The sequence below is a fragment of the Natronomonas salina genome, from assembly GCF_013391105.1.
In the GTDB taxonomy this organism is placed as follows: Archaea; Halobacteriota; Halobacteria; order Halobacteriales; family Haloarculaceae; genus Natronomonas; species Natronomonas salina.
Window position 1 is genome coordinate 1,573,702 of the sequence record NZ_CP058335.1, and the last position, 17,315, is coordinate 1,591,016.

At 68.6% G+C, this 17,315-nt stretch carries 14 protein-coding genes; 3 read left to right on the plus strand and 11 right to left on the minus strand.

The window, feature by feature from the left end:
• Nucleotides 1-9: 9 nt before the first annotated feature.
• The 7 genes from HWV07_RS08415 to HWV07_RS08445 all read right to left on the minus strand — a co-directional run bounded on the left by HWV07_RS08415 (nucleotide 10) and on the right by HWV07_RS08445 (nucleotide 10,138).
• Nucleotides 10-1,764 (minus strand): alkaline phosphatase D family protein, encoded by a 1,755-nt coding sequence (locus HWV07_RS08415; protein ID WP_211694253.1) that lies wholly within the window; start codon nucleotides 1,762-1,764, stop codon nucleotides 10-12.
• Between the two features lie 102 nt (nucleotides 1,765-1,866).
• Nucleotides 1,867-2,637 (minus strand): DUF7537 family lipoprotein, encoded by a 771-nt coding sequence (locus HWV07_RS08420; protein ID WP_178333872.1) that lies wholly within the window; start codon nucleotides 2,635-2,637, stop codon nucleotides 1,867-1,869.
• A gap of 191 nt (nucleotides 2,638-2,828) precedes the next feature.
• Nucleotides 2,829-3,101 carry a hypothetical protein gene (locus HWV07_RS08425; RefSeq protein WP_178333873.1) on the minus strand — a complete coding sequence of 91 codons (273 nt, stop codon included), beginning with the start codon at nucleotides 3,099-3,101 and terminating at the stop codon, nucleotides 2,829-2,831.
• 149 nt (nucleotides 3,102-3,250) lie between these two features.
• Nucleotides 3,251-4,669 carry an MATE family efflux transporter gene (locus HWV07_RS08430; protein WP_178333874.1) on the minus strand — a complete coding sequence of 473 codons (1,419 nt, stop codon included), beginning with the start codon at nucleotides 4,667-4,669 and terminating at the stop codon, nucleotides 3,251-3,253.
• Nucleotides 4,670-4,796: 127 nt separating this feature from the next.
• Nucleotides 4,797-8,216 carry a molybdopterin-dependent oxidoreductase gene (locus HWV07_RS08435; RefSeq protein ID WP_246279874.1) on the minus strand — a complete coding sequence of 1,140 codons (3,420 nt, stop codon included), beginning with the start codon at nucleotides 8,214-8,216 and terminating at the stop codon, nucleotides 4,797-4,799.
• A 2-nt stretch (nucleotides 8,217-8,218) separates the two neighbouring features.
• On the minus strand, nucleotides 8,219-9,856 hold the full coding sequence (locus HWV07_RS08440; protein WP_211694255.1) for an NADH-ubiquinone oxidoreductase-F iron-sulfur binding region domain-containing protein: 1,638 nt from the start codon (nucleotides 9,854-9,856) through the stop codon (nucleotides 8,219-8,221).
• Nucleotides 9,857-9,937: 81 nt separating this feature from the next.
• Nucleotides 9,938-10,138, minus strand: a complete 201-nt coding sequence (locus HWV07_RS08445; RefSeq protein WP_178333876.1) for a hypothetical protein — start codon at nucleotides 10,136-10,138, stop codon at nucleotides 9,938-9,940.
• 132 nt (nucleotides 10,139-10,270) lie between these two features.
• Between HWV07_RS08445 and HWV07_RS08450 the strand changes: the two genes are divergently transcribed.
• The 3 genes from HWV07_RS08450 to HWV07_RS08460 all read left to right on the plus strand — a co-directional run bounded on the left by HWV07_RS08450 (nucleotide 10,271) and on the right by HWV07_RS08460 (nucleotide 12,305).
• Nucleotides 10,271-10,633, plus strand: coding sequence for a hypothetical protein (locus tag HWV07_RS08450; protein ID WP_178333877.1), 363 nt, complete (start codon nucleotides 10,271-10,273; stop codon nucleotides 10,631-10,633).
• A 155-nt stretch (nucleotides 10,634-10,788) separates the two neighbouring features.
• Entirely contained in the window at nucleotides 10,789-11,259 is a 471-nt protein-coding gene (locus tag HWV07_RS08455) for a CRISPR-associated ring nuclease (protein ID WP_211694258.1), read from the plus strand.
• Nucleotides 11,259-12,305, plus strand: a complete 1,047-nt coding sequence (locus tag HWV07_RS08460; RefSeq protein WP_178333878.1) for a hypothetical protein — start codon at nucleotides 11,259-11,261, stop codon at nucleotides 12,303-12,305. The genes HWV07_RS08455 and HWV07_RS08460 overlap by 1 nt, the downstream gene beginning before the upstream one ends.
• 11 nt (nucleotides 12,306-12,316) lie before the next feature.
• Here the strand turns inward: HWV07_RS08460 and HWV07_RS08465 are convergent, their stop codons facing one another.
• From HWV07_RS08465 to HWV07_RS08480, 4 genes are all read right to left on the minus strand, one after another.
• Nucleotides 12,317-14,659, minus strand: coding sequence for an LVIVD repeat-containing protein (locus HWV07_RS08465; protein WP_178333879.1), 2,343 nt, complete (start codon nucleotides 14,657-14,659; stop codon nucleotides 12,317-12,319).
• Nucleotides 14,660-14,763: 104 nt separating this feature from the next.
• Nucleotides 14,764-16,095: an outer membrane protein assembly factor BamB family protein gene (locus HWV07_RS08470; RefSeq protein WP_178333880.1), complete on the minus strand. Its 1,332-nt coding sequence runs from the start codon at nucleotides 16,093-16,095 to the stop codon at nucleotides 14,764-14,766.
• 109 nt (nucleotides 16,096-16,204) lie between these two features.
• Entirely contained in the window at nucleotides 16,205-16,780 is a 576-nt protein-coding gene (locus HWV07_RS08475; protein ID WP_178333881.1) for a PH domain-containing protein, read from the minus strand.
• Between the two features lie 110 nt (nucleotides 16,781-16,890).
• Nucleotides 16,891-17,064 (minus strand): glycine zipper domain-containing protein, encoded by a 174-nt coding sequence (locus HWV07_RS08480; protein WP_178333882.1) that lies wholly within the window; start codon nucleotides 17,062-17,064, stop codon nucleotides 16,891-16,893.
• Nucleotides 17,065-17,315 lie beyond the last annotated feature (251 nt).

The following is a 17,315-nucleotide window of genomic DNA, read 5'->3' on the forward strand; positions in this document are numbered from 1 at the left end:
CGATGACGGTCAGTCATCGTACTCCGCGGTGACGTCCTCCAGGTTCACGACGCCGTCCGGGACGCGGTAGGCGGCGACCACCGACCGGTCGGCGTCCGGCGAGTCGACCGTCTTGTCGACGGCGTAGCCGACGTACGTGCAGTCCTCCCGCGTGAACTCGACGACCGAGTACCCCCAGTTGTGGCTGTCGAAGAACTCGATGTGTGGGTTCATCGCAGGGATCAGCCACGAGAGCAGCGGCTCCGTGACCCGCTTCCGGCGGCCGCGCGTGAGGTGCAGCGCCTCGGCGACGTTCAGCGAGGTGACGGCCGGCGTCATGAACTCGACGCCGATGCGCTCGCCCTGGGCGACGCCCTCGCCGCCGGTCACCCGACCCGGGTAGGAGCTCTGCTTGTACGCCGCGACGTAGCAGTGCATGTCGCCGGTCAGCGTCACGAAGTTCTCGACGTCGGCAGCCGCGATCGTCTCGGTGATCGCCATCCGCTCGCGGGTGTAGCCGTCCCAGCCGCCCTGGACGGGGTAGATCGACAGCGGCCCCGACCCGAACCGGAACGGCGACGTCAGCACCTCGTCGGCCCACACCGTCCACTTAGTCTCCGACCCCGTGATGGTGTCGAGCAGCCACTCCCGCTGTTCCTCGCCGAGCATTGTCCGCCCGGGGGGCTCGCGGTTCGGGCCGACGTTGTCCGGCGTCGGGATCGCTCGCCGCGGCGGGTCGCGGAACAGCCGCTCGTCGGTCATCGCCATCGTCACGAGGTCGCCGAACTCGAAGTCCCGCCACAGCTGGAAGCGGTCCTGCAGGGAGTCGCCGCCCGGGTCGTACTCGACGCGGGCCGGCATGAACTCCCACCAGGCGTGCATCGCGTCGGCGACCAGCCGGGTCATGAATTCCGGGTCGTCGGCGCGCGGGTGGTCGCCCGCAGGCGCGTCGGTCTCGGAGTCCCAGTAGAGGTCGTTGACCATCTCGTGGTCGTCCCAGCCCGCGATGAGGGTGTGGGACTCCAGGGCCTCCTGGAGGAACCGGTCGCTGCGGTACAGCCGGTAGAGGTAGCGGTAGTCCTCGAGGCCCCAGACGCGGTCGTGGCCGCTCGGCAGCGACTTCTCGCGGCCCTCGTACTCGTAGGAGCCGAGGCCCTTGAAGTGGCCCGCTCCGGACTCGTAGATGAAGTCCCCCAGGTGGACGAGGAAGTCGACGTCCTCCTCGGCGACGTAGTGGAAGGCGGGGTAGTAGCCGTTGAGGTAGTTCTGGCAGGCCAGGACCGCCAGCCGGACCGACTCCGGGGAGTCCTCCGGCCGCGGCAGCGTCTGGCAGCGACCAACCCGGGAGGCCACGCCGCGGTAGACGAACCGGTAGTGGTACTCGCGGTCCGCCTCGAGGTGGCCGTCGAGGTCGACCTTCACCGTGTAGTCGTGGGCGCGGATCCCCTCGGTGTCGGTGACGACGCCGCTGTAGACGATGTCGGACATCGCTTCGTCGCGGGCGACCTGCACCGCCAGCGGCGCGCCGGCGTCGAACCGGTCCGGGGCGACGCGCGTCCAGAGGATGACCCCCTCCGGCGTCGGCCCGCCGCTGGCGACCGACTGCGGGAACGTCTCGTCGGGGTCGGCCGCCGCGTCGAACTCGAAGGCCGGACCGTCGGTCGTCTCGGCGGCGTCGGCCGCGACGGCGATGTCGTGGGAGTCGAGTTCGGAGAGGAGTTCGGAGTGGTCGTCCGCCCCGCGCGACGGTTCGTCCAGACCGGCCAGGTCGACGGAATCGGGCACGTTCGGTTGGTTCGTGGAGAACTGATTTCGAGGTTACGGCTGCGCGGCGAACGGACGCCGTCCGGCCGCCGGTTCGCTGCAGCTACGGAGCCCGTCCAGGGCTCACTGGCCGGACTGTTCCTGGGCGGCCGGGAGCCAGTCTGGGTCCTCGACGGTGGTCGAGCCGACGCCCGTCAGCGAGTAGCTGAAGGTGATCGTCTGCTCGACGCCGTCGGCGTCGACGCCGTCGCCGCCCCAGCTCTCGTAGCGGACGAGGCCGTCCTCGTCGACCAGGACGACGTAGTCGAAGGAGGTCCAGGTGAACTCGCCGTCGGTGGCCTGGTCGGTGACCCAGGTCGGATCGTCGGTCCGCTCGTAGCGCGTGACCGTGACGCCGTCGTAGGTCTCGGTGCCGGCCGCCTCGAACGCCTCGAGGTCGGCCCCGCTCGCGAAGGAGCTCTCGACGGAGAACATGGTGTCCCCGGGGGAGAACTCGCCGGTCGCGACCTGGTAAGTCGCGTCCTCGTCGGACCCGTACCGCGAGTACATCGTCCCGTCGGCGTAGAACGTCTCGTGGTCGGTGCTCACGCCTTCCTCGCCGGCCAGCCGCATCCCGAAGTTCGACCGTTCGTTCTCGTAGTCGACGGCGTGGGTGTACGTGGTCGCGCCCGCGCGTTCCCCGTCGCTGTCGAAGGCCATCTCCCAGGTGGACGTGTAACTGCCGGCCTCGATCAGCGCGGCCGTCCGGTTCTCGACGAGCGTGACGTCCCCACCCGAGTCGTCGCTGTCCGTCGGCGTTTCACCCGAAGCGACGTCACCGTTGCCACCGCCGGCGCAGCCGGCGAGGAGGACGATCAGGACGACGAGCACGGTCGGTAGCACCCTTCCCTTCATGAGAGTGATACGACAGCAGAGTATATAGAACTAGCAGTAGAAAGTCCAGATGCCCCGATATACGCGCCTGGACGAATTACTGTAACGGGACACCCCATACATCAGTCAGTTAATATTACGGGATGGTTGGCCTTGCTCTCGCCGAGTTCGACCGAAATTGAGAGCTCGATCGAGGTTGTACGCCGCTGCTGTCAGAAGACCAGCATCTGTGCGAGGAAAATCAGAGTCACGAAGAGCGCCAGCGCGGCCATCCCGTGGGTGAGCGGTCCGTACTCGTCCGGCCCGAGGGTCTCCCGGTCGGAATCGCTCAACCGGTAGACGCCGGTGCCGAGGATGATGAGGGCGACGCTGTACTGGGTGAGGCTCTCGAATCCGAACTGGAGGCCGTACGTCAGCGAGTGGGTGGCCAGCAGGACGGCTCCACAGTACAGGAAACAGTAGCTGACGAACCGGCCCGGTTTCATCGATAAGTAGTCACTCTCCGGCGGAATAAACGTAGCGGCCGGACCAGGCGGCGGTTGCGGCGAGCGGGGGAACTGTAAAATCGGGGACGTTCGAGCAGGCCGGGATCGCCGATCCTGTTCTCGAGTGAAGCGCCGACAGTCGGCCTCCATCACCCGGTATCCACGGACTCCCGGTACCGCCGGCTCACCGCCTTCCACCGGCCGGTCCGGAAGAGGCCGTAGTTGATCCAGCTCGGGACGTGCATCTCCAGCAGCAGCGCGAGGTACAGCCCGCCGATCCCCAGCGGCGTCACGAGCCCGATCGCTGCGACCGGGAGGGCGAACACGTAGCGGCCGAGCAGCGACGCGGCGAACGGCAGGCGCGTGTCGCCGGCGCCGATGAGCGCCCCGGTCGCCGTTCCGTCGATCCCCTGGCCGACCGAACTGATCGCGCTGACGATCACGAAGGTCGCGGTCTGGGCGACCGCCGCCGACCCGGAGACGAACAGGCCGGCGATCGGGTCGGCGAGCACGACGACCAGCGCCGCGATAGCGACGTAGACGACGGCCGCCAGCCGGATGATCGACGCCCCGTAGGCCCCCGCCTCGGCCTCGTCGCCCTCGCCGAGGTACTGCCCGACCAGCGAACTCGAGGCCAGCGACAGCCCCCAGTTGAAGCTGTTGACGAGCGTCCGGACCCGGCGGGCCACCTCGAGGGCGGTCACGACGACCGGGCCGAACGAGGCCGCGATCCACAGCAGCGGGAACACGACGATACCCTGGGCGAGCCGCCGGCCGATCTCCGGGGCGGAGATCGCGAGCAACTGCCGCAGCAGCGCGCGGTCGACCCACGGTCGACCCGGTGTGATCGGAACCGGACTGGGTTCCATCCCCAGGCGACCGCCGTACGAGCGTCCTGTCATCCCCCAGCCCAGGGTGAGGGTCACGACGCCCGTCGAGATGGCGGTACCGAGGGCGGCCCCGGCCACCCCGAGTCCGAACCAGAAGATGAGGACCGCGCTGAGGGCGATGTTGAGCAGGGCGCCGGTCGTCCGGTTGACCATCTCCGTGTACGTGTCGCCGATGCCGGTGTACGTCCGGCTGGCGACGAGGTTGAGCATCTCGAAGAGGACCGCCGGGGCGACGAACGTCAGGTAGACGCTGCCGTGCTCCAGCGAGGCCGGATCCGCACCGAGCACCCCGATCAACGCATCCGGAACCGCCACGAACACCGCCATGATGGGGGTGGCGAGGACGACCGTGAGGATGACGCTCTGCTCGACGACGCGGGCGGCGCGTTCGGGGTCGTCGCTGCCGTAGTTCTGCGAGACGAGGCTGATCGTCCCGCCGGCGAGCCCGAGCCCGAGGAGGGCGACGATCCCCCAGTAGGACAGCGCGAACGCCAGCCCCGCGGTCCCGGCGGTCCCGACGGCGACCCCGACCATCGCGAGGTCCACCGTCTGCTTCGACATGATTGCGAAGCCGGTGACGATGCGCGGCCACGCGAGGTCGAACGTCCGGCGGAACCGCTCGGCGGTGATGATGCCGGCTCGTTCGAGCAACCGCCCGGCGTTCTCGACAGGGTCCATCGCCACTCGCTCGTTGCATCGGGCTACCGGTACCGGGGACTTCCCGCTGTCGTTTCCGCGGTCGGGCGACAGGGCCGGGGCCGGTGGGCCCCCGGACCGACCGTGTGGGGGCTCCGAGAGTGCCGCGTCAGTCGTCGCCGGCCAGGGACTCGGAGCCGTCGTCCGCCAGCTCCTCGGGCGACGACGGTTCGTCGATCGGCGTCTCGGCGAGCGGGCGGACCTGGACGTTCGTCACCTTGTACGCGGGGATCTTGCTCAGCGGGTCGAACTCCTCCTTGGTCAGGGTGTTGACGGCGCCGTGGACGAAGTGCATCGGGACGAACAGGACGTCCGGTCCCGACGTCTCCTCGACGTTCGCCCGCACGACGATTTCGCCCTGGGCGGACTCGACGACGACGTACTCGTCGTCGGCGATGCCGAGCCGCTCGGCCGCCTCCGGGTGGATGGTGACGAAGCTCTCGGGGACCTGCCGCATCGACGCCTCCGAGCGACGCGTCATCGACCCGGTGTGCCAGTGGTAGAGCACGCGGCCGGTGGTGAGCGTGAACGGGTAGTCCTCGGTGGGGGCGGGATACCGGTCTTCGGCCAGCTCCGAGGGGACGAACCGCGCCAGTCCGTCGTCGAAGTTGAACTCGTCCTCGTAGAGGTACGGCGTGCCCGGGTGGTCCTCGTCCCAGCAGGGCCACTGCAGGCCGTCGCCCTTCGCCTCGAGGCGCTCGTGGGTGACGCCGCCGTAGATCGGCGCGAGGTCGTTGATCTCGTCCATCACGTCGCTGGGCGTCTCGTAGCCCCAGTCGAATCCCATCCGGCCCGCGAGGTCCTGCAGGATGGCGGCGTCCGTCCGCGCCTCGCCCGGCGACTCGACGGCCGGCCGGACGAGCTGGACCCGCCGTTCGGTGTTCGTGATCGTCCCGTACTTCTCGGCCAGGGAGGCCGCCGGCAGCACCACGTCGGCGTGCTGGGCGGTCTCGGTCATGAACAGCTCCTGGACGACGAGGAAGTCGAGGGCCTCGACCGCCGCCTCGGCGTGCTGGATGTCCGGCTCCGAGAGGAGTGGGTTCTCGCCGACGATGTACATCCCGTGCAGGTCGGTGTTCTCGGGGGAGTGGTCCTCGTCGGCCGACGGGTCGTCGGTGCCCCGCTCTTCCTCGCCGTCGTCGGGGTCGTCGCCGCCGTACGCGTCCTCGCCCTCGTCGCCGCTGACGGTCTGTTCGACGCCCGGGACGGCGCTGAACATCTCGGTGACCCGCAGGCCGACCTCGTCAGGCGGGCGGACGCCCCACGACGCCTCGAACTTGTCCAGCACGTCGTCGTCGGTGATGGACTGATACCCCGGGAGGTTGTTGGGGAGCGGCCCCATGTCCCCGCCGCCGCCCTGCACGTTGTTCTGCCCGCGGAACGGCGAGAGCCCGGAGCGGGGCTTGCCGAGGTGCCCGCAGAGCAGCGCCAGGTTGACGATCGCCAGCGCGTTGCGCGTGCCATGGGAGTGCTGGGTCAGCCCCATCGCCCAGCCGTAGACGCACGTCTCGGCGTTCGCGATGGTCTCGGCCGCGTTGATCAGGTCTTCCGGCGGGACGTCCGTGACCTCCTCGACCACCTCCGGCGTGTACGGCTCGACCGTCTCCTTCAGGTCGTCGAAGTGCTTGGTCCGGTCCTCGACGAACGCCACGTCGTAGAGGTCTTCTTCGATGATGTGCCGCATCATGCCGTTGAGCCAGGCGATGTCCGTCCCCGGCTTCGTCCGGACGTACTGGTCGGCGTGCTCCGCGATAGTCATCTCCCGGGGATCGAAGACGAACAGGTCCGCGCCGTCGCGGACGTTCTGGACGATGCGCGTCGCCAGGACCGGGTGGCTCTCGGTCGTGTTCGACCCCGTGATCAGGTAGCAGTCGGTCTCGCCGACGTCCTCGTTGATGCGGTTTGTCATCGCGCCGTAGCCGACCGTCTGCTTGAGCGCGGCGACCGTCGAGGAGTGACACAGCCGCGCGCAGTTGTCGACGTGTGGCGTCTGCAACACCTGGCGGGCGAACTTCTGGGCGAGGAAGTTTTCCTCGTTGGTAGCCTTCGACGAGGAGGTCACCGCCAGCGCATCGGCGCCGTACTCGTCGCGGATCTCGGTCAGGCGCTCGGCGACGCGGTCCAGCGCCTCGTCCCACGACGCCTCGCGGAACTCGCCGTCCTCCTTGACCAGCGGCGTCGTCAGTCGCTCGTCGGAGCCGACGTAGTCGTAGCCGAACTTCCCCTTCACGCACGTCGAGAAGTCGTTGGCCGGCGTCTCCTCGGGGTCGGCCGGCCGGACGCCGAGGACCTCCCCGCCCTTGCCGTACAGCTCGAACCGGCAGCCGACACCGCAGTAGGTGCATGTCGTGTCGGCGACCGTGATGTCACGCTTCCGGGCGCCGCTGACGACCTCCGCGGCGTCGAACATCTGGCCGATGGTCAGCGACCTCTCGGCGACCTCCTCGGTGGCGTGTTCGACCCGCTCGAGCGCGCCGTCAGCCATCCGTCTCGGGAGCTCCGAGGCTTCCCGCTTCGCGTTAGCCATGAACGCGGCGACGCCGGAGAGCGACCCGGGGTCGGGCTCTCCGGGGCGACCACCGTCGTCGCGGCCCGGGACGTCCCGGTTCGGAGCTTCGGCCGTGTCGGCCGTCTCGACCGATCGGCCCTCCTGGACCGACCCGATGGAGTTCTTCTGGGTGAACCCGGGAAGCGGGAGCGTAGTCGCGTCGACGAGCCCGTCCTCGACGAGGGCGCCGGTCGGGCAGACCGTGACGCAGTGCCCGCAGGAGATGCAGGTCGAATCCTCCATCGTCTCGGCCTCGGGCTGCTGGAAGTCGATGTGGAGGTCGTCGCCCTGGCCGGACATCCGGAGGACGCCGGCGGCCTGGACGTCGTTGCAGGCGTCGACACAGCGGCTACAGAGGATGCACTTGTTGCGGTCGATCTGGATGACGTTCGTGTCGTCGATGGGCGAGTAGGCGTCGCGCTCATCGAAGACGCCGTACCGCGGCTGGTTGACGCCCTGTTCGATGGAGGCGTCTTGGAGCTCGCAGCGACCGTTCTGTCCGCACGTCGTACACCGCAGATTGTGGTTGCCGATGACGAGGTCGAGGTTGACGTCGCGGGCCTCCTCGGCGTCGGTCGCGTCGGTGCGCACGTCGAGGCCGTCCTCGGCCGGGAAGCTACACGCCGGGACGAGCCCGTGCTCGTCGGTCTCGACCGTGCAGGTCCGGCAGGCGCCGTAGGGGCCGACCTCGTCGGACTGCTCGGTGTCGCGGTCGTACGCGCAGAGCGCCGGGACGTCCGAGGCGGTCTCGACCGTCTCGATGGCGTCGAGAAGCGTCGACCCCGGTGGGACGGCGACCGGGTCGCCGTCGACCGTCACGGTCGTCATCTCGTCGCCGCGGGTACCGACGTCGGGATCGTTGGCCCGCCCCGTGCGGAAGTCGTCGGTCAGCGGGGTGCTCGACCGGGGGTCGTCGACGTTCGGAACGCCCGGCAGCGCCTCGGTCGGGCCGTGCTCGGTCGGCCCGGGCGGGTCGTCCATGCTCACGACGAGGTCACCTCGCAGGTGCCGCTGGGGCAGTGCCCGTCGGCGTGGGCTTCGAACTCGGTCTCGAAGCGGTCGTGGGCCGTCTCGACGCTCCGGGCCGCCGACCGCCCGACGTCACAGAGGCTCGTCCCGCCCATCACGCGGGTGAGTTCGCGTATCATGTCGTCCTCGTAGCTGCCGTCGTAGATGTCCCGCAGGAGCCCGAGGAGCTGTTTCGACCCCTCGCGGCCGGGGAAACAGCGGCCGCAGTTCGCCTCGCTGGCGAACCGGGCGCGCTCGCCGGCCAGCGCCAGCGGGCACCGGTCCTCGCCGAACAGTTCGACGACCCCCTCGGTCCCGAGGTCGGCGTTCCGGAGGCCGACCGCGCTCACCGTGTGGTCCAGCGACCGGGTGAAGCCGCCGAACTGGCCGCCGACGCACGCCATCTTGACCCGGCCGTCCGTCTCGACGGCGCCGCGGACGGTCGCCAGCCCGCTTCCGGTCGGGAGTTCCACGGTCGCCGGCGCCGCCACGTCCCCCGCGACCGTGAGGAGTCGCGTGCCCGGATCGGCATCGGCCGCGTCGAAGGCCTCGGGGTCGAGGAGCGCCCGGCGTATCTGTGCGAACGTCCGCGGTGTGTGGACGGTAGTCGGCCGACCGTACAGCCCGTGGCGGGCGGGGCCCGGCGGGCGCAGGCGCGCCTCCAGCCGGTCGTTGCCCTCCAGGGCTTCGAGGGCCATCGTGAACTCCCCGGCGATGTACTCGTCGGGACCGGCGACGATCTGTGGAGTGGCGGCGTCGTCGGCATCCCCTTCGACGCCGACCGCGTCGGTGACGGCAGCGGTCGCCTCGCGGGTGCGGCGTTGCGCGAGGGCGTCGGCCTCGTTCGTGTACACGACGACGTCGCCGGGGGTCGCCCCGACGATCTCGGCGACCGCGAGCGCCCCGTCGAGGACCGCCGCGGGCGACCCGCCGAGCAGCGTCCGGTCGGTCTCGTTGCGCCGGTCGCTCTCGTTGGCGTTCACCACCACGACCGGCTCACCCGCCGCGTCGCCGACGACGGCCAGGTCGTCCGCGATGGGGTCGTCGCGGCTCGCGTCCCCGCGACCGCGGCCGAGGATGCCGAGGTCGTCGAGCTGTTCGAGCGCCGCGTCGGGGTCGTCGCGAGCGAGCGTCGCGGCGCTCTCGTCGGCGTCGATACCGGCTTCGGGGTCGACCCACCCGCAGCCGCCGAGCACCCGCCGCGTCCCGACCGCGAGCGGCCCGTCCGACGGCGTCGGCAGCGTCCCGGGATCGGGACCGTGCTCGACGGTCCATTCGGCGTCGCCCGTCCCGCGTTCACCGGCGTCGAGGTCGCCGACCAGTGTTCGCGTCTGCTCGACCGAGACTCGGGGGTAGTACGCCGTCCGTCCGTCGTCCGTGACGAGGACGAGGGGTTCGAGCGCCCGCACGCCGGTCGACCCGACCTCGAGGACGTCGACCTCGCCGGCTGCGTCACGAGCCGCCTGTAGAACGTCGCGACCTCGGTCCAGGGTCCCGTCCCGCTCGTCGGTATCGTCGGCTTCCCGCTCGGCCGTCCCATCTGACGCATCGCCGCGACCAACGGTGACGCGGACGGTGGGACGTCCGTCCTGGGAGTTGTTAACTCGAGACACTACCACATGGATTCTCGAGAACGGAGCAAAAGATTGGTTACCGATTGACGAGGCGACGTGTCTCGGAAGCCCGTCGGCCGGTCAGAGCGGCCTCGTCGCGGGATTTCGCTGCGGGGTCGGGCCGCCCTCGCTCCCCTCGTCGCGCCGTCGGTTCCGTACGTGCCGGGAGAGCGGTGCCGTCCGACGCCAGGCCAGGAAGGCGGCGCCCCCGAGAGCCGCGAACAGTCCGAGAGCGATCACGAGGTTCGAGACGCCGGCCGTGTCTGCGCTTCGGTCCGCCATACCGGCGATACGACCCCGTTACCGGTAGTGGTTTCGGCGAACCGGACGGCCGTCGGTGGGCGGGACCGCCGCGTCGACGAGGGAGTCGACGGCCGGTAGTTGAAGAGTCTCGAGCACGTAGTTTTCAATTCAATGACTAGTTCCGACGAGGCGAGCCTCGATGACGTCGAGTTCGACGAGCTGGAGAGCGTCGACCAGTACGAAGCGACGTTCTCGGGGACCCTGGACGGTGAGGACGTCGTCGTGACGTACACGCTGGAGAGTGCCATCAGCGCGGACGACGAGACGACCGTCTACACGCCCGGCGACAGTGAACTCGAGCAGGTCATCGTCGAGCCGGACACCTACGAGTTCGAGGACGACGGCCGCGAGACGGTCCGGTTCACCGGCAGCGACGACGACGAGTCGGTCCTCGGCTTCGTCTACGCGCTCGCCACCGTCGAAGACAGCGACGAGAACCAGGTCAACCTCTCGGTCACCTCCGACGCACAGTAAGGTCGGGAACGATCCTTTTTCCAGTCGACTCTAGCGCACCCACCGAATCGACCTGTCCGTCGTGCGTGTCGGTAGAGGTCCGGATGACAACCAGTCCACCACGGGTGACGTGGTACTCGATAGCACTATTACACGTCGGCCAGTCGTGACTGGCCATGCACCGACGCTGGGTGACCTGTGGGACGCCGACGATGCCGGGGATCCTGAATCCGCTTATGGCCGCCTGCGACAGCGGATACGTGCCGGACGAGGTGTCGATCCTGACGAACCCGGACGTCGCCGACACGGTCGACGAAGCCTGCGAACACCTCGAAGTCATCGTGGACCGCTACGGGGGAGACGCGGTGATCGAGCAGGAGGAACTGCTCGAGGAGACCGACTTCGAGGCGATCGTCGACTACTATCGCTCGGCCATCCAGGAGGCCCGGGACACCGACGCGACGGTCGCGATCGACATCACGCCCGGTCGGAAGTTCATGTCGGCGATCGCCTTCCAGGCGGGCGTCCACTTCGAGGCCGACCACGTCTACTACTTCCACCGGAAAGCAGGGGGCTACCCCGGGCGGTTCTACCCGGAGATTCCCCGTACGGCCACCGACCTCATCGACTTCACGGAGGTGATCTGATGCATCTCGAGCGCCGGCGGCTGATGGTGCTGCTGAACGCCCTCTACGACGAGGGGATCGACTCGATCCCCCTGGTCCATCCCTGCGACGAGATCGGCGAGCTCGTCCGAATCGAACTGGAGGACCACGGGCGTGCGACCGTTCGCTTCACGCAGGGGGCGCTGACCTACCAGGACAACCGCGAGACGATCCCCGCGAAGTACGGCGAGCCGGCCTACGACGACCTCCCGGACGCCGCGACCTACACGCGAGCGATGGTCGCCAGCGGCCACGTCGACCTCGCGAACCGCGAGGCCGTCGAGGCGTTCGTCCGGCGGTACGGCTATCCCGACCTGGAGGCCGGCCACGAGCCGGTCGTCCTCGGCATCGACGCGAACGTCTTCGGCTGGCGACTGCCGGAGGTCCTAGACGTCGACAGCGAGACCGGCAGCGAGGACCCTAAGGGGCGAGCACCCACCAACGGGTACGCCCTCGCGACCGGCGTCAAGGAGGAGCTCGACTGGCACTACAAGCAGCACAACACCCACGAGCTGACGGCCGCGTTCGGCGAGGCGTTCGCCCGACTGGACGACCAGCCGGCCGGGAGTAACCGAGAGGGGTTCCTCGGGCTCTACGAGTACCGACGGCTGCTGAGCGACCGGACGGTCGATATCGTCGAGTGCGACCGGGGCGACGAGGCGATCGTCGAGGGGTACCGACGCTTCAACGACGAGAGCCGCAAGCGCGCCATCCTGTTGAGCAACGACCGCGGCTTCGTGGAGCGGGCGACCGACCACGACGTGCCCGCACAGCACGTCGAGTATCCGGTCGACATCCCGCGGAAAGCATCCGGCTCGTGGACCCAGGCCACGGAGCTGATCTACTACCTGTCGATCCTGTTCGGCGTCGTCGAGCTGCCGAAGGTGACGCTGTTCGGCGTCTGGAACGGGAAGGACGGTCGCCACTGGCAGGCCGAACAGATCGACGTCGACTGCCGCAGTCCGAACGTCGAACCCCGCCTCGAGCGTGACGCGGCGATCCTCGGTCGCACCGACCGGAGTCGCTGAGCCGGACGTCCTCAGAGCCCGAGCGAGCCGATGGAGTCGACGGCGGCGTTGTCCTTCCGCCACAGCCGGTTGGTCGTCGAGTTCCCGCCGCCCCAGTGGCCGTCGACGTCGGGGTCGCCGTTCTCGTCGGCGCGGGCGTACTCGACCGGGCCGAAGGTGTAGTTGGCGTGCGATTCGGGCGACTCGACGTAGTAGACCGCCTCGCCGTCGTCGAGCCGCAGCGAGACGATCGTCCGGTAACCCTCGACCTCGTGGACGTGGTCCACGTCGGAGTCTTCGGCCTCGACGACCTCCCACTCGGTCGGAATCGCGTCGCGGACGACCACGTCCTCCTCGCTGTCGGCCCGGATGGTGACCTGGACTCGCTGGCCGGACTGCGAGACGGGGACGTCGTGCTCTCGCGTGATGTCGACGTCGATGGGGGTGTCGTAGCCGACGTCGGCGGCCCCGTCGTGGGTCTCCCGCATGGCGTGGGGACCGGCGTTGATACCGCTGGAGAACACGACGCCGTTTCGCTCGACGCCGTTCCAGAAGAACGGGGTCGACGCCGTCAGGCCGTCGATGCTGGCGGGCGACTCCTCCGGCGTGTCGAAGGCCATCGCGGACTCCTCCGGGATCTCCTTGCCCTCGCGGAAGTAGGCCGTCGGGACGATCTCCCAGCCGTCCGCGGACCCGTCGCCACCCTCAAACGGTGGGGCACCGGCGGCGTTCTCGTTGGCGTTCTCCGAGTCGTTGGCGGGGCCGTTCCCATCTCGGTTCCCGGGATTACCGTTACCGTTCGAACTCTCGCCGGGGACGATCTGGAAGGCCCGCATGCCGGCGTGGTAGCAGCCGGCGTAGAGGCGCCCTTCGGTGTCCATGTCCAGGTTGTGGTTGCTGATCCGGAAGTCGCTGAACCCGTCGTACGGGCCGGGTTCCTCGTCTTCGTCGGCGGCGTTCTCGGCTTCCGTCTCGAAGCCCCAGGCGTCCTCCCAGCCGTCGTCGCCCATCCCGATGAGGACCCAGGTGTCGAGTTCCGTCGCGACGCCGTCGCTGCCGTCGCCCTCGACGACGTAGGCGTCGTCGTCGGATTCGTACATCTGGAACGGCGCCCGCTGGAGGGCCGTGGCGGCGTCGCCGTCCTGGACCGTGCTCGAACAGCCGAGGTACACCTTCTCGACGTCGGGGTCGCCGCCGTCGGCCGGGTCGTCGAACAGCGCCAGGTCGAGCGGGTCGGTGTCGACGAGGTGGTACCGGCCGGTCTCGCCGTGCGGGTGGTCGTCCGGGATGTAACTGTGGTAGTGGGAGTCGGGGTTCTCGTGGCCCGTGACGGCGACGCGCTTCCCATCGATCAGCGTCGGCGCCGGGACGGCGTGGTGGGCGCCCTCTTGCTCGAAGACGCCGACCTCCTGGACGTCGGTCGGGTCGGAGACGTCGTAGATGCGCAGCCCGGCGTTCCAGCAGTGCAGATACGCGAGCGGCCGCCCCGTCTTCGGGTCCTCCTGGACGTTGATGTCGTGGTGATACCACTGGTTGCTCTCGACGCCGTACTCGCCCTGCGCGAGGTCCGTGTCCCAGGACCAGGCGTTGACCTGGGTGAACTGGCCGGTCGAGCGGTCGTACTCGAAGACGTTCGTCTTGCTGGCCGCGCCGCTCGTCCCGTGGACGGTGAACACGTACTCGCTGCCGCCGATCTGGTGGTACCAGCAGTTGTGCGGGCCGACCGACCAGTGGCTGAGCTCGATCTCGCTGGTGACCGTCGGGTTCTCCGGTTCGGAGACGTCGACGGCGACGAGCGAACCGGCGCCCGGGCTGTTCCCGCTGCCGTCGCCGTTCGGCTGGAAGTTCCGCGCCTCGCCGAACAGCGCCGTGATGGTCTGCTTGGCGACGAAGACGGCGTTGCCGTCGTCGCTGACCTTCACGTCCATGCAGGCGGCCTGGTTGTTGTCGTTGCGGACGAACGACAGTAGCTTCAGTTCTGCCCGCTCGAGGTCGCCCTCGCTTTCGGCCGTCGTGAAGTCGCTGATATCGAAGATGGCCAGGCCTCGCTGGGAGTCCTCGCCGCGCGCCGAGAATATGGTCACGAAGGCGTGTTCGTCGTGGATCCGCATCTCCGACATCGCACCCTTGTGGGCGTTCTGTGCGTCAGATTCACCGACACCACCGCCGCTGTGGTAACCGACCAGTTTCGCGTTCTCGGAGGAGTCGGCGACGTTGTCGCCGAGATAGCCCTCCGTGCCGCCGTAGAACTTGTTGTTGCCGCCGTCACCCGGGTGGCCGATCGTCGTCCCGGCCGCCGCGAGGCCGAGCGCCGCGCCGGCGGCTTTCAGCACTGCACGTCGAGTTTTCTCCCCGATGTTGGTCTGGGGTAGCATGTTCTCCCCGGACGAACCTGTTACTGAAAGGACTAGTGACAAAACTATCCAAACAGATGCCGTAGCGAGAGGCCTCGAGACGGGATTCGAACCTCTTCTAGCGTTCACTCCGCCGCCCGCAACCCGTAGACGCGGCCGCGCTCGTTGACGACCTCCGGGTCGTCGCTCCGGTACCCGGAGATGTCGCCACGTTCGGCATAGAAGATCCGACCCTCGTGCGGGACGGGCTCGCTCGTCACGTGCCCGACGTTCTCGACGCGCCAGCGGACCGCGCCCGTCTCCTTCTCGAGGGCGTAGAGGTGCGTGTCGTACGAGCCGACCAGCACGGCGTCGGCGGTCACCGTCAGCGAGCCGAGGACCTTCCCGCCGACGTTTCTCGACCACAGCTCCTCGCCGGACTCGGCGTCGAGCGCGTAGACGTGTCGGTCGTCGCTGCCCATGTAGACGACGCCCGCGTCGGGGTCGATGCCGGGGTTCGACATGATCGTCCGGCCCGTCTCGAAGCGCCACTCCTCGGTGCCGTCCTCGAGGTCGAGCCGCCGGAAGTAGCCGTCCCACGACCCGACGAACGCCCCGCCCTCGTAGGTGGGGATCGTCCCCTTGATCTCGCCGTCCGTCTGGAACTCCCAGGCGAACTCCAGGGACGGGAACTCCCAGCAGTAGCAGACGCCGTCGTTCGACCCGGTGATTATCCGCTCGGTGGCCGGGTCGATCGCCAGCGACGGGTGCGGCATCCCCCAGAGGCGGTCGTCGTGCCACAGCGGCTCGCCCGTCTCGGCGTCGAGCGCCCACATCGTCCCCGACGGCTCCTGGAACGGATAGTTGTACTCGGCGACGACGTAGATGACGCCGTCCCAGTAGACCGGACTCGACCCGATGGCGATGGCGCCGTGCAGCCGCCAGTTGGAGGTCTTCCAGACGCGCTCGCCCGTCTCGACGTCGAAGGCATACAGCGAGCCGTCGTAGCCGCCGATGTACGCCACCCCGTCGACGATCAGCGGCGTCCCGTGGATGCCGAGGTTCGTCGCCCCCGTCTCGGCCGTCCACAGCTGCTCGCCGTCCGGCCGCACCGCGTGGACCTTCCCCGTGTCGGCGGGAATCAAGATCGTCCCGCCGTCCGGCGTGGGTCGCGGACTCGCCTTCGCCGCGGTGTGGCCCACCTCGTTGATCGGCATCGACCACTCGACCTCGACGGCCTCGGGAACGACCGCGTCCGGGTAGTAGCCCAGCCGCCGCGTCCCGCGCCGGAACATCGTCACGCCGTCGTCGTCCGGGTACGTCTCGTCGTAGGAGAGCATCGGAGGGTCGAAATCGGACTGGCTCCGCTCGTAGTCGTCGAACACGGAGGTACAGCCCGCGAGCCCGACGGTCGCGGTCGCACCGAGCGACGCGAGCAACCGGCGCCGCGTCGACCGTCGACCTCGTGGCGGTGTCATATCCGGTCCGTAACGACCCACCGGATATATTCACCCCGGTCGAACGATTCGGTGTACCGACGTCTCGCCCTGCTGGACGCCGACAACTGACAGCCGTTCGTCGTCGAATCTAGCGGCGCCGGCTGGAATTATCGACCGAGGGCGCGGACGTCGTTCCCGGCGAGCGAGCGGCGTCGAGCTGTTCGGTGATGGCGTTGTTGACCCGTGCGGGGTCGTTGACGTTCCGGAAGACGAGTTCGGCGCCGCCGCTGCCGGCCGTCGAGACGTAGACGTCGCCGTAGCCCAGCAGCCGCTGGCTCGCCGACTGGTTGAACCCGCTGTCCTGGATGCGGTCCAGCCGGAGGTTCGTCACCGACCGCGAGAGCATCCCCCGCTTGACGTACAGTTCGTCGCTCGTGATGACGTACTCGACCGACTGGAACCGGAGGTACGTCCAGAGTCCCGCGAGGATCCCGGCCAGCGCGATGATGAGTCCGACGAACCGGATTCCCCCGGGCAACGCGCCGGCGCCCGGGAAGGTCCCACCGTCGACCAGTCCCGGACCGATCCCCGCGATGATCAACCCGACGACGACCAGAACGGCCTCGCCGAGCAGTGACGAGGCGATGACCACCGGGCTCGGACCACCCGACCAGACGATCTTCTCGCCGTCAGTAAGCGTCACCCAGTCGGGAACCTGTCGCATGCACTCGACCACTCGGGGAACCGTGTTAGTATCTTCGACCCAACCGGACGAGACAGGGCGTTACCCCCTCGCTAACTGGGGTATCGGGGTCGCATCGTGGGCGACGGCTCTCACTCGCTCTTCGACCACGCGAGGCCGAAAGCGGGACTGAGCGCGAGCCCGATAGCGATCCCCATCGCCAGGTTGTCCAGCGCGAGACCGATGGCGACCCCGATAGGGAGGCCGACCGCGAACCCCTTCCCCATCGAATCCCGCGTAGCCTCGTTCGCTCCCTCGTCCGACATAGGTCACCGTTCGCCGTAGCAGGCGATAAACGCTCCACTCGGCGTCACCGTCGTGGGCTACTGTTTCCGCGGCTGTTCCACGCTCTGGAGGAAGTGCAATCTGAACACCCCCAGGGGTCGCCCGACGTGTTCCTCTTTGCCCGGTGACGCACCCAATCATTCCCGAGAATATCTCTGGATGAGGTACTGGAGGCCGACCACGAGAACGAAGATAGCGAGAGCGAAGACGAGTATCAGCTCTGGCCCCGCGG